Below are 14727 nucleotides of genomic sequence, written 5' to 3'. Positions count from 1 at the left end.
AGCAATGTTGAAGAAATCCCTATCCTGTGTGCTGTTACTCGCCACCTCAGGTTCATTGTTTGCAGCACCGCAAACGGAAAAACAGATAGCCGACATTGTTAATCGCACCGTTGCGCCATTGATGCAAGAGCAGGGCATTCCCGGCATGGCCGTGGCGGTGATTTATCAGGGGCAGCCTTACTACTTCACCTGGGGATTGGCAGACGTTGCGGGCAAAAAGCCAGTCACGCAGCAGACCTTATTCGAGCTGGGTTCGGTCAGTAAAACGTTCACAGGAGTGCTGGGCGGTGATGCCATTGCTCGCGGTGAAATCAACCTAAGCGATCCGGCGAGCAAGTACTGGCCAGCACTGTCTGGCAAGCAATGGCAGGGGATCACCTTGCTGCACCTGGCAACCTATACCGCCGGTGGCTTACCGCTGCAGATACCGGAAAATGTTACCGATGAAGCATCGCTGCAGAATTATTATCAAACCTGGCAACCGCGGTGGGCTCCGGGCACCAAGCGCCTATACTCGAACGCCAGTATTGGCCTGTTTGGCGCACTGATGGTCAAACCGTCAGGCATGAGTTTTGAACAGGCGATGACCCAACGCGTGTTCCAACCGTTGAAGCTATCGCAAACCTGGATAAACGTGCCGCAGCAGGAAGATAAGCACTATGCCTGGGGCTATCGCGATGGGAAAGCGGTTCGCGTTTCTCCGGGCATGTTTGATGCCGAAGCCTACGGCGTGAAATCGTCGATACAGGATATGGCAAGCTGGGTTCAGGCTAACATGGCGCCTGCCAAAGTGAAGGATGCCTCGCTGCAGAAGGGGATTACGCTTGCCCAGTCGCGCTACTGGCATGCCGGTGATATGTATCAAGGTCTGGGTTGGGAAATGCTGAACTGGCCGGTTAAAGAGAAAACCGTGGTCGAGGGTAGCGATAATAAAAACGCACTGGCAGCGCTGAGCGTCACAAAAATCACTCCGCCAGCGCCACTATCAAGCGCCTCTTGGGTACATAAAACCGGCTCAACCGGTGGATTTGGCAGCTATGTAGCCTTCATTCCTCAACAGGATCTCGGCATCGTGATGCTGGCTAACAAAAATTATCCTAATCCTGTGCGGGTTGAGGCGGCTTATCGCATTCTTGAGGCGTTGCGGAAGTAATTGAATTAGAAGGGCGCAGCATGTGCAGCGGCCCTACATTTTTAGCCCAGCAGTCTCAGGGGGCATATTGTCCCCTGATCTAACCCAAGTCCAAGTTATTTTCCATCACAAAAACCAGATCAATCGCCTTAATCAAACTGGCAGCCTAGCTAGCTCTGTTCTATACGAAGGGTGATTATGGTTACTTAAAAAGCATTCGCTCACGTAAACCTTGAGCTTTATCATAAGTTTACTGCATACCTGATTGATTATCTTGACCTATCATTAATTTGTGGCAACATTCAGACACACCTTATCTAGGACAAACTTCAGCAAAAATTGGTTTTGATCTTGATTAATCACTAAGGGTAATCAATGACCGTAACTATTCTTATTGAAAGTTTATGCCAGTTGGGGATAGGTTGAATATCATAAAGTATATTATTATTTTTCAAAGGGATGTATTTTCATGAATATAAAAAGTTTATTTTTATCAGCATCTATTTTGGGTGCCTTACTTCTAAGTGGTTGTGCTAGTGTCCCACTTGCAACAGAGCAAGAGTCCGTACAAGCTAAAAGCTTCACAACTCCGGATGAAAATAAAGCTGGTTTGTATATTTATAGGGATAGTTTTGTTGGCAAAGCGCTAAAAAAAGATATCTATGTTGATGGTAAATGCATCGGTGAAACAGCAGATAAAACGTTTTTCTACACACAGGTAACTGGTGGGGAAAAGCACAAGATTTCAACGGAGTCAGAGTTTTCTCCAAATGACCTGTCCATCTTCACTGAGTCTGGAAAGAATTACTTCGTAAGGCAATATATAAAGATGGGTGCTTTTGTTGGTGGTGCTGGCCTCAGTCAGTCGACAGAAGAGGAAGGGAAAAGAGTGATCTCAAAGCCAGGAGTTAAGCTTGCCAAAGAAGGACGTTGCGACAACTGATACGACTCGGTAAAAGTAGCAAGGTGCCGTTGCCTTTAAAAGGTGGCACCTTAATCTCTCTGCTTGGGTATGCAAGTAGGGTGAATGTGGGTGATCTAACTCACAATCAATGACAAAACCCACCAAGTTCCTCAACTACCCCAGCGACTTTTCAGGTAATTGACTGCCTGCTGGGTCTGTGGCTGATTGAGATAGTTCTCTCTGAACAGGATCGTGCCTTTAATTTGCGATACGGACTCGTTCAAATCCAGCTGCTTTTGTAACTCCTGCACGCCACCGTTGACCATCCAATCTGGCTCGTTTTTTGACGGGATCCCAACTTTATACAGTGCAACGCCGATATAAAGACGCGTATTGGTGGAGGCCACCACATTCGCCCACCATTTGGCGAGCACATCATAACGGGCCGCGTCACGCGCGAAGGGCCAATACAGCTGTGGGGCAATGTAATCCAGTAAACCAAGCTGTACCCAACTGCGGGTGTCGGCATAAGATTCATCATAGGCTGCAGCCCCTCGCGTATTGGAACCTGCCGCATCGTGTGAGTGGTTACGCCATACGCCAGAAGGGCTGACACCAAATTCAACGTCGGGCTTCAACTTCTTGATAGTCCGAGAAACTTGCCCAACCAATTGCTTAGTATTGTCTCGCCGCCAGTCCGCTTTGGATCCAAAATGTTGCCCATACTTTTTGAAGGTCTGGCTGTCGTTGAGCACGGATCCAGGGGACTCCGCATAGAAATAATCATCAAATTGCACGCCGTCAATATCATAGTTGGCAACCACCTCCGCCACGATGCTGGTGATCCAGTCCCGCACCTCCGGGATACCTGGATCGAGCACAAATCGGTCGCCTGCGATGCGGATCCAGTCGGGGTGTAGCACATAGACGCTGGCTGGCTGCTGCGACAATGTGCGGTTCAGTTTATCAATGGTTACTGGCTTGGTGTTGACGGATACCCGGTAGGGGTTAAACCAGGCATGGACTTTCATGCCACGCTTGTGTGCCTCATCCAGCATAAACTGCAGCGGATCATAGCCTGGGTTTTCGCCAATATTCCCCGTCAGCACATCTGACCATGGCAAAATTTTTGATGCCCAGAGCGCAGTGCCATCAGGTTTAACCTGAAAAAAAACGGTGTTGATACCCAGCGTCTGCAGTTTATCCAGCTTGCCTTTCAATGCTTCTTGCTGTTGGCGAATGCGGATTGCAGGGCTGTCGACATTGACGGATGTCACTGGCGGCCAGTCTAAGCGGGAAACGGTTGCCAGCCAGATGCCGCGCACGGGTTCCTGGCTTTGCTGTGATTTACCCGGTAGTGGCTGTTTTGCCACCGAAGGCAACGGAGTGACTAAGGATTTCGCAGGTTCGGAGGTGCAACTGGCCAGTGAAAGCACACCGGCAAGAAGTACGATTAGCTGTTTAACTTTGGTAAAGCTATGAGAACAGGCGATGATTCGCTCCGGCTTCTATTGATTACTCATTGGGATAGCCCCAACACAATCTTATCATTCTCTTATTATTCGAATTTTAGTCAATACCGGCAGGGCAGATTGATCGAATACCGGCCTATTGTCGTGGCCTGCTGCATCGTTTCCTCTCGAGGAGTTGGATTCGAGTATGGCCGTTAATCTGCCGTTTAAATCCGTTACACTATGATGTCTTCTATCCCAAGGATTTTACCGTTGTAGTGACTAACTTGTCCGATAAAGATCTCGAACTCAGTAAGTTATGTTTACAAGCGTCCTCTGCTAACAAATTACTCCTTCAATTTAACTAAAGAATCTTTTATGAACAAACGCCTATTTGCTGTTTTTCCCGCCATTATTCTTTCAGGCTGTGCTGCCACATGGGAACCGTTAGGTACGCCAACAATGACCCTGCAAGAGGCGAATAACCTTTGCGAAACTGAGTCATTAGCTCAGTACCCGGTTAAAAATGAGGTCGCTACCAGAAGCGTTGAAAAGCAGGTTTCATTGAAATGCAATAAAGATGACGATGGCTGTAACAGTAGTGGTTATAAATATGAAAATAAATTAGGCGTTGAAAGCTACCCCTTGGACGTGAATATAAATAGCCGGAAAGCCGCATTTACTGCCTGCATGGCAAAAAAAGGTTGGAAAAACACCAGCTGGCTATAAATAACAGGCCGCGTTTCTGAAGTCTGCATTTTTGATGCAAAGAGCTGTGCTCCAGGCTGATACAACGCCCGGAGCTCGCCCTTTGGGAGTGCCACAATTTATTTAGTAAACTCCTCTTCTGTATCAACTCTATCGCAGATCACCTTTACACCAGAAAACGACACTGTACCAGCTCCCTCTCCCTGTGGGAGAGGGTTGGGGTGAGGGGCCAGTAAAGCCAGTGTCTCAAGCCGTGCCGGGGTCAAAGGCACTCTTGGTTGCGGTAGGGGCCAGTCAAACAGATGTCGGGCCGCCGTGGCGCAAATTTTCCCCTGGCAAGCACCCATACCGCAGCGGCTATGCAGCTTGGTCGCTGCCCAGCCCGTTTTGGCATCAATATCCCCCAGCGTTACATCCTCACAGCGGCACAGAAAGGTGTCGGCAGCACCGAGGGTTTTCAGCGTTGGATTTAGTACAAACGTCTGGCTGACTGCAGCGGCAAAACGCCGCCATACGCTACGTTTTGCCAACAATGCCTGAGCACGTACGCTATTACCGCTGGCGGCATACCCGGCAATCGCACCTTCCGCCAAAGCCAGTTCACTTCCCCCCACACCGGTACATTCACCCGCAGCATACAGGTTGGCCACGCTGGTTTGCTGCAATGCATCAACGGCAATGGCCGCATTCTTTATTCTGCACCCCAATAGCATGGCTAATTCGATATTCGCCACCAGCCCGAATCCACAGGCAAGTCGATCGCAGGCGATCGTACGAACCTGCTCCCCTTGTTGGACGCGAACTGCGGTCAGCCGCTGCTCGCCTAGCGCTTCCACTACGTAGCTATTGGGACGATAGCGGCGGTGAATCAAGCGGAATGACTGCCGTACTTTCACTGGCCAATGCCACAACCCGCTGGCGAATCTCGCCAGGCGTTTCATCGGGGCTTGTTCGGCCAGCAGTATGACCTTACCACCCGCTTTGGTGACGCTATCGGCAACCGCGAGTAGCAACGGTCCGCTGCCAGCAATGACGATCCGTTCGCCTTGCAGCGATAAGCCATTTTTGAGCTGCGCCTGTAAGCCGCCAGCCCCTGTTACGCCCGGTAGCGTCCAGCCAGGGAAGGGCAATAACAGCTCGCGCGCACCGCAGCATAAGATTAAGCGCTGATAGTCGATCGTCCCGCAACCCTGGGCATTTTCATACAGGAGTTGCTGTGGTCCGCTTTGCGCCACGACTTTTGTCGCACTGAGCAGGGTGACGTTATCCAACGCCTCAACGGCTTGCCGATAGCGTAGGGCGATCGCGGGTAAGGTGACCGCTGGCCCATCACGCCAGATTTGCCCACCAGGCCGAGGGTTATCATCAAGCATGACTATGCGTTGCCGGCTTTCGCCTACGGCCAGCGCTGCTGCCAATCCGGCAGGGCCAGCACCAATAATCAACACTTCGCATTGCAGGTTGTTCATTTCTCTCCGTTCCTTTCGATACTCATCTCGGGTTGGCACAAGGTTTGGCAGGCCAACTGCTGTACGCCATTGATGATCACTCGGCATTCCTGGCACACGCCCATGCCACAAAAGGGCGCGCGTGGCTGCTGGCTGACGGAGATCCGGCAATGATCTTGTCCACTTAAGCTGAGTGCGGCGGCCACGGTGATACCTTCCTGTACCTGATAAGGTTGCCCGGCAATGGTTAAGGCGATCAGTTTCATTGGTGGGCCTCGTTTGAAGTGAACATTCGCGCGGCTCGATAAGGGGAGTCATCTATTGCTGTGCGCTGCTGTTGGATTTGTGCGACGATCAAGGCGGCGCTGCCCATTGCCGTGGTGACGCCCAGCCCTTCATGGCCCAGAGCCAACCACAGCCATGGATAAGCCGGGTGGGGTCCTAACAGGGGTAAACCATCCGCCGATGCTGCCCGAACCCCCGCCCAGCAACGGATGAGGCTCATGGTTGCCAATGCGGGCAGGAACTCTGCGGCACGCTTGAGCATGGTAGCGAGCAACGGCATGTCGATTGCCGGATCGAGCGAATCAAACTGGCGTGAGGAACCGATCAGCAACTGACCGGTTGGCCGAGCCTGCACGTTAAAGGCCACCGAGGTCCCATCAGAAGCATGCGCACTAGCCCCATAACCCAACTCAACCAATTGGTGCCTAACCCGTTGCGGGTATCGATCGGTGATCGCCAGTTGGCCTTTTTTAGCTCTGAGTAAAGGGGCTGGCAACAGCTTGTCGGCATGTAATCCACAGGCTAACGTTATCACCGGTGCGCTCAGTCGCTCCCCGTTGGCCAGTATCACCGCCTGTTGTTCCAACGCGACCACTTCACCGTAAACCCGCCGTACTGCATCCCCCGCATCTTCAAGCAACCAGCGCGCAGCATTAGGGGCATAAATAATGCCATCCCCCGGCACGCGCAATCCTCCGGCCAAGCCGCTACGCAACATAGGTTCAAGCTGTGCGACTTGTTGTGAGTCCATGAGTTCACTGTTGACCCCAAGTGCTGCCATCCGCTGCTGCTTCACTTCGGCAATCGCCATTTCTTGCGGTTTTTCCGCCAACCACAGCGTACCGTAGCCGCGCCAGGCACAGTTATCCGGCATACGGTCCAGCACGCTGCGCCACAAATGTAGGGAGTAGGCACTCAGCGCCAGCTCTGCGGGGTTATCATCCATGCAAACCAAATGGCCCATGCCCGCAGCGGTGGCGCCAGGGCGGCGATCGTCAATCAGTAACACTCGTAACCCTTGTTGTGCTAACTGCCACGCGCAGGCAGCACCGATAATGCCTGCGCCAATGACAATCACATCGGCGGTTGCCATTAACGTATCCCCCAGGCGAAAGCGTCACGCTCATCCAGCAACAGTTGGCTATCGGCGCAGATAAAAGCCTCCCCGCGAATAAACGGCGTCACGCGGTTGCCTTCACCAGGCTGGTAATATCCGCTGAATTCACTGCCGATCACGCTGGCCTGCCGCCATACTTCACCTGGCTGTAATTTACCGTCTGCCGCCAGGCAGGCGAGTTTGGCGCTGGTCCCGGTGCCGCACGGCGAGCGATCGTAGGCCTTGCCTGGGCACAACACGAAATTGCGGCTATCGGCACGTTGATCGGCGGCAAAAAGCTCAATATGATCGATGATCCCTCCGTCTTCACCGTAGATCCCCGCGTTTTCGAGCGTCTGCCGTACCGCCCAGCTAAAGGCCGTTAGCGCTTCCAGATTGTGGGTGTCGATCGCCAAATGATGATCGCTGATGAGAAAGAACCAGTTGCCCCCCCAGGCGATATCGCCGTTTACCTTGCCATAGCCGTCAACGGTCACGGCTACCTGCTGGCGGTAACGATAGGCGGGGACATTCTCAATGGTTACGCTGCCATCGGCGTGTAGCGTGGCGTTCACCGTCCCAACAGGGGTTTCGATCAGATGTTCGCCAGCGCTAATGCGCCCCAGGTAAGCCAGGGAAGTGATTAATCCAATCGTGCCGTGGCCGCACATGCCCAGATATCCGGCATTATTGAAAAATATCACCCCGGCCGCGGCTTGCGGTGAGCAGGGCGAGCACAGTAACGCTCCCACCAAGACATCGTTGCCCCGGGGTTCCAGAATGATGGCGCTGCGCCAGTCATCATAGCGTTGCGCGAAAAGCGCCTTTCGTTCGGCCATGCTGCCACTGCCCAGGTCGGGAAAACCGTCGATAATCAGCCGGGTGGGTTCACCGCCGGTATGGGAATCGATCGCTCGTAAGGTGATGAAGGGGGATGCAGGTATCATCGGAGCCTCTCAAGGTTAATTAATTGTTACTAACCACCTAAGACTGACCGAAAGCTACCCTTGCGGCTTGACCTGTTTCGGCAAAGGCCATGCCGAAATCAGCACAGTGCTAAATTGCCTGAGCGCCCCCATCATTCAGGGGATAATAAAAAGTATTTATTTATCAGAATATTAATTATTTTTCAGCGCCAGGATTTGATTAGATTGCCTGAAATCTGCCAAAAGTTTGCGGTGATCCGCATATTGGAAACAACGCGCTTGATAAGTTACATAAAAGTTAATACTGATCCAGGTGAGTTAAAAACAGCCAATTACGGCCACTTGCTGAAAAGGGTATTGCTATGCGATTAACCTCTAGCTTTCAGGCTCCTCCGCTCACTCCCTGCATTGCTGAGCAGCAACCACAAGAGTGCTTTGCTGTCGAACACCTCACCCAGTTCTGTGATGGGTTGGTGCAACAGCGTCCCCATTCGTTACATAGCGTATTGAACTCGCTGGCATTGATTGCGCCGCTGCTTAATGCCATTCCCAATGTGGTGTTTTTTATCAAGGATGCCCAGGCCCGCTATCTGCTGGCTAATCTCACCTTGGCCAAACGCTGTGGTTTTAAAACGGTGACGCCGCTATTGGGTAAAACCTCGGCAGACGTTTTCCCAACCCAGTTGGGTTCAGGTTATACCGAGCAAGATCTGCGGGTGTTACACCAAGGGGTGCAGATCCAGGATCAGCTTGAAATGCACCTATACAGCGGCCGTGAAACGGGCTGGTGCCTGACGCAAAAGCTGGCACTGTATGACCAGCAGGGCAAGATTATCGGCATGGCCGGGATCTCACATGATTTGCAGGAAGCAAAGGCTAACCACCCGGCCTATCAGCGATTGGCGGCGCTGGATGTTTATATCCGTCAGCATTACGGCAGGCCGATCGCGATGGAAGAGTTGAGGGCGCTGACCGGCCTTTCCGTGGCGCAAATCGAGCGCTACTGTAAACGTATTTTCCACCTGACACCTCGCCAGATGATCCACAAAGTCCGGTTAGAGAAAGCCACAGAACTGCTGGCCGGCGATATGCCAATTACCGAGATCGCTTTGCAATGCGGTTATACCGATCACAGCGCTTTCAGCCGCCAGTTCAAGGCCATGACCGGTGCTAGCCCCCGCGATTTTCGGGCCACATTAGTTCCCTAATTAGCTGAAATTATGAATTTTATGATGCAACTGCGTCACAGGCTTCGCTGCGCGCAATTCCCCCTCATTATGCCAATTTCGTCCTCGCATTCGGTGAAAACCGTCAAGCCGCTGCCGAGAATACCGGTCAATCTGTTATTGGATTTCACCATAAATTAACCGGCAATTAACATTTCAAGCAAAAGGGACCCATACGATGAGCAATAAAGCGATTAACTGGAGTGGGGTATTTCCGGCAGTCAGTACGCAATTTCGCAGCGATTTTTCTCTGGATCTTGATGCTACCCATGCGGTGATCAAAAACCTGGTCAAAGACGGTGTCTCTGGCCTGGTCGTCTGCGGCACCGTGGGTGAAAACACCTCGCTGACGATGCAGGAGAAACTGGCGGTGATCGAGGTGGCGAAAGACGCCGCACAAGGCAAAATACCGGTGATCGCCGGGATTGCCGAATTCACCACCGCCTTTGCACAGAATATGGCGCGCGAAGCGGAAAAAGCCGGTATCGACGGCGTGATGGTGATGCCTGCGCTGGTTTATTCATCCAAACCGCACGAAACTGCAGCACACTTCCGCAGCGTGGCCACCGCCACCGATCTGCCGATCATGGTCTACAACAACCCGCCGATTTATAAAAACGATGTCACACCTGACATTCTCACCACGTTAGTCGACTGCGACAACATCGTCTGTTTCAAAGACTCTTCTGGCGATACCCGCCGCTTTATCGATTTACGCAATGCGGTTGGCGATCGTTTCGTGTTGTTCGCCGGGTTGGACGACGTGGTCCTGGAAAGCCTCGCCGTAGGAGCAGAAGGGTGGATATCCGGCATGTCCAACGCATTCCCACGCGAAGGGGAAACCTTGTTCCGGCTGGCGAAGCAAAAGCGTTTCGAAGAAGCACTGGCCCTGTATAGCTGGTTTATGCCGTTGCTGCATCTGGATGCCCGTCCAGACCTGGTGCAGTGCATCAAGCTATGTGAAGAACTGGTCGGCCGTGGCAGCGCGGTGACCCGCCCACCGCGTTTGGCACTGCAGGGAGAAACGCTGCAAGAGGTGACGACGATTATCAAAACCGCTCTGGCCAACCGTCCGACGCTGCCAGATGTCGGCCTGTGATCTCTCATGGAGGCCCGGCATTTAGCCGGGCAATAACAGGTAATCGAACAGGGGAAACCAATGCCAACTCACAACACATACGCCCTTAGCGGCAAACAGTTTATTGGCGGGCAGCGGATAGCTAGCGGTAACGCCGAACTCATCAGCCTGCGAGCCGATAATAATCAGCCAACAGGTTATCGCTTCCATCAGGCCAGCATTGCAGAGGTTGATGCCGCAGCGCAGGCCGCTGCCCGAGCCTTTAGCGCCTATAGCCAAACCAGCGCCGAGCAGCGAGCGGATTTTTTCGCCGCCATAGCCGATGAATTGGACGCGTTAGGGGAGGAGTTTTTTGCCTTTGCCACACAAGAGACCGCGCTGCCTATCCCTCGTCTGATTGGTGAGCGCGCTAGAACCAGCGGGCAGATGCGACTGTTTGCCGAACTGCTACGCAGCGGCCGCGTGCACGGGGCGAGAATTGATTGCGCATTACCAGAGCGTACACCGCTGCCAAGGCCTGATTTACGCCAGTATCGCGTCGCCATCGGTCCTGTGGCGGTGTTTGGTGCCAGTAATTTCCCGCTGGCGTTCTCGACCGCCGGGGGTGATACCGCTGCCGCGCTGGCCGCCGGTTGCCCGGTGGTGTTCAAGGCACATAGTGGCCATATGATCACGGCGGAATTGACCGCGCAGGCTATTGAACGTGCGGTGCAAAAACAGCAGATGCCTGCCGGTGTCTTCAATATGGTGTTCGGCAGCAGCATCGGTGCCGATTTGGTGCAACATCCTGCGATCCAGGCGGTAGGGTTCACCGGCTCGTTGCAAGGTGGCCGGGCATTATTTGATTTGGCGATGCAACGTCCACACCCCATCCCGGTGTTTGCCGAAATGTCGAGCATCAACCCGGTGGTGGTCTTGCCACAGGCATTGGCTCAGCGTGGTGAAAAAATTGCGCAAGAGTTGGTTGCCTCTTTCACGCTCGGTTGCGGTCAATTCTGCACCAAGCCGGGGCTGATTATCGGCCAGCGCAGCCCGGCCTTCAGCCAGCTGATCGCCGATTTACAAACTCAGGTTAATGCCAGCCCGCCACAAACCATGCTGAATGCCGGTACGCGGGATCATTATCTGAGTGGCTTGCAGAGATGGGATCAACATCCTCAGCTACGGCATCTGGCCGGAAGCAGGGCAGAACACCCCCATCTGGCGGTAGCCCATCTCTATCAGGCAGACAGTGGCTTGTTACTTAACGCCGATCCGCTGTTGCAGGAGGAGGTCTTTGGCCCCGTGGCGATCGTGGTTGAAGTCGCGGACCGGGCGCAACTGCTTGCCGCACTGGAAAACCTGCAAGGGCAACTCACCGTCACGCTACTGGCTGAACAGGAAGATCTTGGTGAGGCGAGTGAATTGGCGCAATTACTGATCCACAAAGCGGGGCGTGTCCTGTTTAACGGTTATCCGACCGGCGTGGAAGTCTGCGAAGCCATGGTGCACGGCGGCCCGTATCCGGCGACCAGCGATCCCCGTGGCACATCGGTTGGTACGCTGGCTATCGAGCGGTTTTTGCGCCCGGTCTGCCTGCAAAACTACCCGGCAGCGTTATTGCCCCCCGCGCTGCAAGACAGCAATCCTCTGAACCTGTTGCGCCTGGTCAACGGTGAATACACCCGCGCAGCCCTCCATTCACCTGCGGCAATGAAATAATTCGAAAGGTAATGCTATGACCATACAGGGAAAATTTAAAAAGCAGCTGACGTTAACCGATCTGACGTTTATCGGTCTGGGCGCGATTTTTGGTTCCGGCTGGCTGTTCGCCGCCAGCCATGTTGCTGCCATCGCGGGCCCTGCGGGGATCTATTCGTGGCTGATCGGTGGGCTCGCTGTACTGCTGCTGGGCATTGTTTATTGCGAGCTGGGTGCCGCGCTTCCGCGTGCCGGTGGCATCATTCGTTACCCGGTGTTTTCCCACGGGGAGCTGATGGGTTATCTGTTGGGGTTCATCACACTGATTGCTTTCTCCAGCCTGATCTCTATTGAAGTCGTCGCCGCCCGACAATATGCAGCAGCCTGGTTCCCAGCGCTCAGCCAGCCAGGCTCGGGCGATCCCACGTTGATCGGTTGGCTGACGCAATTTATCTTGCTGTGTCTGTTCTTTACGCTGAATTACTACAGCGTGAAGACGTTTGCCAAATCCAACAACCTGATCAGCATACTCAAGTTCATCGTGCCGGTGCTGGTGATCGTGGTACTGTTCACCTTCTTCAAGCCTGAAAACCTGCACAGCCAAGGCTTTGCGTCCTTTGGTTCCGCCGGGGTGGAAGCGGCGATTTCCGCCGGTGGGATCATCTTCGCCTATCTGGGGCTGACGCCAATTATTTCGGTGGCCAGCGAAGTCCAAAAGCCGCAGCGTACCATCCCGATCGCGCTGATCCTGTCGGTGGTGCTTTCCACCATTATCTATGTGCTGCTGCAACTGGCTTTCCTCGGCAGTATTCCAAGCGAAATGCTGAGCGGTGGCTGGCAGGATATCAGCAAGCACTTTTCGCTGCCGTACCGCGATATTGCCGTTACGCTGGGGATGGGGTGGTTGGCTTTTCTGGTGGTGAGTGACGCGATCGTTTCACCGAGCGGCACGGGCAATATCTATATGAATGCCACGCCGCGAGTTGTGTATGGTTGGGCGCGGGCAGGGACTTTCTTCAAAATTTTTACCCGCGTCGATGGTGAGTCGGGGATCCCGCGTCCTGCACTTTGGCTGACTTTCGGGCTGGCTATCTTCTGGACGTTGCCGTTCCCTTCCTGGGAAAAGCTGATCGGAGTGGTCTCCGCCGCACTGGTACTTAGCTATGCCATTGCCCCGGTTACCGCCGCCGGGCTACGCCGCAATGCACCGAATTTGCCGCGGCCGTTCTTTGTCTGGGGATTTAGCGTGTTAGGACCGGTGTCATTCATCATTTCGGCATTGATCGTTTACTGGTCAGGCTGGAACACCGTCTCCTGGCTGCTTGGCCTGCAAATTCTGATGTTCTTTGTCTATATTCTGTTTAAAAACAAAGTGCCGACTCACGCCGTCAGCCTGAAGCAGCAGATTTGGTCCTCGCTGTGGCTGATCGCTTTCTACGCCTTGATCATCGTGGCTTCCTATCTCGGCAGTTTTGGCGGCATCAATGCTATTGGCCACCCATGGGACACCCTGCTGGTAGCGGCCATCGCGCTGCTGATTTATTACTGGGGAGCTTACACCTGTTTACCTCAGGCAAATTTTGTCGGGGACGAGGAAGAGTAATGCTAAAGGAGGAAACAACAATGACCAACTCCGTCAATCTTACGTTGTCAGAGGCCTATCAACTGGCGTATCGAGCCTTGCACAGTAATGGTTTCAGCACCAAGCATGCCGATGCGGTGGCAAAGAACGTCACCGCCGGTGAACGCGATGGCTGCCATTCCCATGGTTTGTATCGTGTACTGGGCTGTGTCCGGTCGCTGCATGCCGGCAAAGTGATGGCTGATGCCGAACCGACGTTCACCGACAGCGCTCCGGCGATTTTACGCGTAGACGCGCAGGGTGCGTTCTCGTTGGTGGCCTATCAAGCGGCGCTGCCTGCCTTTATCACCAAAGTTCGTCACTGTGGTATTGCCGCATTGGCGATCAATCATTGCGTCCACTTCTCTGCGCTGTGGGCGGAGATCGAGCCGCTTACCGAACAGGGATTAGTAGCGTTGGCTTGCACCCCAAGCCATGCTTGGGTAACGCCCGCCGGGGGGAGCCAGCCCTTGTTTGGTACCAACCCGATCGCCTTTGGTTGGCCACGCCAGGGACAAGCCCCGTTTGTGTTTGATATGGCGACCAGCGCAGCTGCACGCGGTGAGATTGAGCTGCATCGCCTAGCGAATAAACCGCTGCCAGAAGGTTGGGGAATCGATAGTCACGGCAAACCGTCCACTGATGCCGCCAGCGTACTGCAAGGCGCAATGTTGACGTTTGGTGGCCATAAGGGCTCAGCATTGGCAGCGATGGTGGAGCTGATTGCCGGGCCGTTGATTGGTGATATGACCAGTAAAGAATCGTTAGCTTACGACCAATCAACAGGCTCTTCACCTTATGGCGGAGAGCTGATCATTGCCATGGATCCTGAGCGTTTTCTGGGGGCGGAGAAGGAAGAGCATTTCGCCAGAGCGGAAGGGCTTTTTAATGATATGGCAGAGCAAGGATCCCGTATTCCTGGGGAGCGGCGTTTTAAGGCGCGTCAGCACAGTGAGCAGTTCGGTGTGACATTACCGCTGACGTTATATAAAGAGATTGTGGCGATGTGTCAGTAACCCCTGGCAGGCTCATCGCTTACCGATGGGCCGATGTGCTCCCATTCCTCTCTTGCCGCTGTAGTGTAGATATACGCACAACAATATGTTAACAATATTGAAACAATCAATTCAGCGGTAAATGGTGGGGACGGTTAACGAGCAAGCGGCGTTACC

The 14727-nt window shown here is 53.6% G+C and carries 14 protein-coding genes; 9 read left to right on the top strand and 5 right to left on the bottom strand.

The window, feature by feature from the left end; genetic code table 11:
* Window positions 1-4: 4 nt before the first annotated feature.
* Together blaSFDC and KGP17_RS12910 are read left to right on the top strand one after the other, a co-directional pair.
* Window positions 5-1153, top strand: coding sequence for an SFDC family class C beta-lactamase (gene blaSFDC, locus KGP17_RS12915; protein WP_223499518.1), 1149 nt, complete (start codon window positions 5-7; stop codon window positions 1151-1153).
* Between the two features lie 448 nt (window positions 1154-1601).
* The gene (locus tag KGP17_RS12910; RefSeq protein WP_223499517.1) at window positions 1602-2075 is read left to right on the top strand and encodes a DUF2846 domain-containing protein; all 474 of its coding nucleotides are present in this window, start codon (window positions 1602-1604) and stop codon (window positions 2073-2075) included.
* Between the two features lie 131 nt (window positions 2076-2206).
* Here the strand turns inward: KGP17_RS12910 and KGP17_RS12905 are convergent, their stop codons facing one another.
* Window positions 2207-3529, bottom strand: coding sequence for a glycoside hydrolase family 10 protein (locus tag KGP17_RS12905; RefSeq protein WP_371822197.1), 1323 nt, complete (start codon window positions 3527-3529; stop codon window positions 2207-2209).
* A 236-nt stretch (window positions 3530-3765) separates the two neighbouring features.
* Here KGP17_RS12905 and KGP17_RS27980 point away from each other — a divergent pair, with 236 nt between their 5' ends.
* Window positions 3766-3855, top strand: a complete 90-nt coding sequence (locus tag KGP17_RS27980) for a hypothetical protein (protein ID WP_235784783.1) — start codon at window positions 3766-3768, stop codon at window positions 3853-3855.
* A 10-nt stretch (window positions 3856-3865) separates the two neighbouring features.
* On the top strand, window positions 3866-4216 hold the full coding sequence (locus KGP17_RS12895) for a hypothetical protein (protein ID WP_039995080.1): 351 nt from the start codon (window positions 3866-3868) through the stop codon (window positions 4214-4216).
* A gap of 98 nt (window positions 4217-4314) precedes the next feature.
* Here KGP17_RS12895 and KGP17_RS12890 read toward each other — a convergent pair whose 3' ends face one another.
* The 4 genes from KGP17_RS12890 to KGP17_RS12875 are packed head-to-tail and all read right to left on the bottom strand — an operon-like array spanning window position 4315 to window position 7971.
* Window positions 4315-5664 (bottom strand): FAD/NAD(P)-binding oxidoreductase, encoded by a 1350-nt coding sequence (locus KGP17_RS12890; protein WP_223499516.1) that lies wholly within the window; start codon window positions 5662-5664, stop codon window positions 4315-4317.
* A complete protein-coding gene (locus KGP17_RS12885; protein ID WP_059200811.1) occupies window positions 5661-5909 on the bottom strand; it encodes a (2Fe-2S)-binding protein in 249 nt (82 codons plus the stop codon). Before KGP17_RS12885 ends, KGP17_RS12890 begins: the two co-directional genes overlap by 4 nt.
* Complete coding sequence (locus KGP17_RS12880) at window positions 5906-7021, bottom strand: FAD-binding oxidoreductase (RefSeq protein ID WP_223499515.1); 1116 nt, start codon at window positions 7019-7021, stop codon at window positions 5906-5908. The genes KGP17_RS12885 and KGP17_RS12880 overlap by 4 nt, the downstream gene beginning before the upstream one ends.
* Complete coding sequence (locus KGP17_RS12875) at window positions 7021-7971, bottom strand: 4-hydroxyproline epimerase (protein ID WP_223499514.1); 951 nt, start codon at window positions 7969-7971, stop codon at window positions 7021-7023. Before KGP17_RS12875 ends, KGP17_RS12880 begins: the two co-directional genes overlap by 1 nt.
* Window positions 7972-8312: 341 nt before the next feature.
* Between KGP17_RS12875 and KGP17_RS12870 the strand changes: the two genes are divergently transcribed.
* The 5 genes from KGP17_RS12870 (at window position 8313) to KGP17_RS12850 (ending at window position 14571) form a co-directional block, all read left to right on the top strand.
* Window positions 8313-9158, top strand: a complete 846-nt coding sequence (locus tag KGP17_RS12870; RefSeq protein WP_059200808.1) for an AraC family transcriptional regulator — start codon at window positions 8313-8315, stop codon at window positions 9156-9158.
* A gap of 196 nt (window positions 9159-9354) precedes the next feature.
* Window positions 9355-10275, top strand: coding sequence for a dihydrodipicolinate synthase family protein (locus KGP17_RS12865; protein ID WP_024487071.1), 921 nt, complete (start codon window positions 9355-9357; stop codon window positions 10273-10275).
* 60 nt (window positions 10276-10335) lie between these two features.
* Window positions 10336-11955 (top strand): aldehyde dehydrogenase (NADP(+)), encoded by a 1620-nt coding sequence (locus KGP17_RS12860; RefSeq protein WP_223499513.1) that lies wholly within the window; start codon window positions 10336-10338, stop codon window positions 11953-11955.
* Between the two features lie 16 nt (window positions 11956-11971).
* Complete coding sequence (locus KGP17_RS12855) at window positions 11972-13537, top strand: APC family permease (protein WP_223499512.1); 1566 nt, start codon at window positions 11972-11974, stop codon at window positions 13535-13537.
* Between the two features lie 20 nt (window positions 13538-13557).
* Window positions 13558-14571, top strand: a complete 1014-nt coding sequence (locus tag KGP17_RS12850; protein WP_223499511.1) for an Ldh family oxidoreductase — start codon at window positions 13558-13560, stop codon at window positions 14569-14571.
* The last annotated feature ends 156 nt before the right edge of the window (window positions 14572-14727 follow it).

The sequence above is a fragment of the Serratia sp. JSRIV001 genome, from assembly GCF_019968745.1.
Classification (GTDB): domain Bacteria; phylum Pseudomonadota; class Gammaproteobacteria; order Enterobacterales; family Enterobacteriaceae; genus Chania; species Chania fonticola_B.
Note: the sequence above shows the minus strand (reverse complement) of the source record. Positions and strands in the feature narration are given on the sequence as shown.

Bases quoted from the DNA above. Each gene is read 5' to 3' on its own strand.
- blaSFDC (WP_223499518.1), top strand. From the start codon at position 5: ATGTTGAAGAAATCCCTATCCTGTGTGCTGTTACTCGCCACCTCAGGT.
- KGP17_RS12910 (WP_223499517.1), top strand. From the start codon at position 1,602: ATGAATATAAAAAGTTTATTTTTATCAGCATCTATTTTGGGTGCCTTA.
- KGP17_RS12895 (WP_039995080.1), top strand. From the start codon at position 3,866: ATGAACAAACGCCTATTTGCTGTTTTTCCCGCCATTATTCTTTCAGGC.
- KGP17_RS12890 (WP_223499516.1), bottom strand. From the start codon at position 5,664: ATGAACAACCTGCAATGCGAAGTGTTGATTATTGGTGCTGGCCCTGCC.
- KGP17_RS12885 (WP_059200811.1), bottom strand. From the start codon at position 5,909: ATGAAACTGATCGCCTTAACCATTGCCGGGCAACCTTATCAGGTACAG.
- KGP17_RS12880 (WP_223499515.1), bottom strand. From the start codon at position 7,021: ATGGCAACCGCCGATGTGATTGTCATTGGCGCAGGCATTATCGGTGCT.
- KGP17_RS12875 (WP_223499514.1), bottom strand. From the start codon at position 7,971: ATGATACCTGCATCCCCCTTCATCACCTTACGAGCGATCGATTCCCAT.
- KGP17_RS12870 (WP_059200808.1), top strand. From the start codon at position 8,313: ATGCGATTAACCTCTAGCTTTCAGGCTCCTCCGCTCACTCCCTGCATT.
- KGP17_RS12865 (WP_024487071.1), top strand. From the start codon at position 9,355: ATGAGCAATAAAGCGATTAACTGGAGTGGGGTATTTCCGGCAGTCAGT.
- KGP17_RS12860 (WP_223499513.1), top strand. From the start codon at position 10,336: ATGCCAACTCACAACACATACGCCCTTAGCGGCAAACAGTTTATTGGC.
- KGP17_RS12855 (WP_223499512.1), top strand. From the start codon at position 11,972: ATGACCATACAGGGAAAATTTAAAAAGCAGCTGACGTTAACCGATCTG.
- KGP17_RS12850 (WP_223499511.1), top strand. From the start codon at position 13,558: ATGACCAACTCCGTCAATCTTACGTTGTCAGAGGCCTATCAACTGGCG.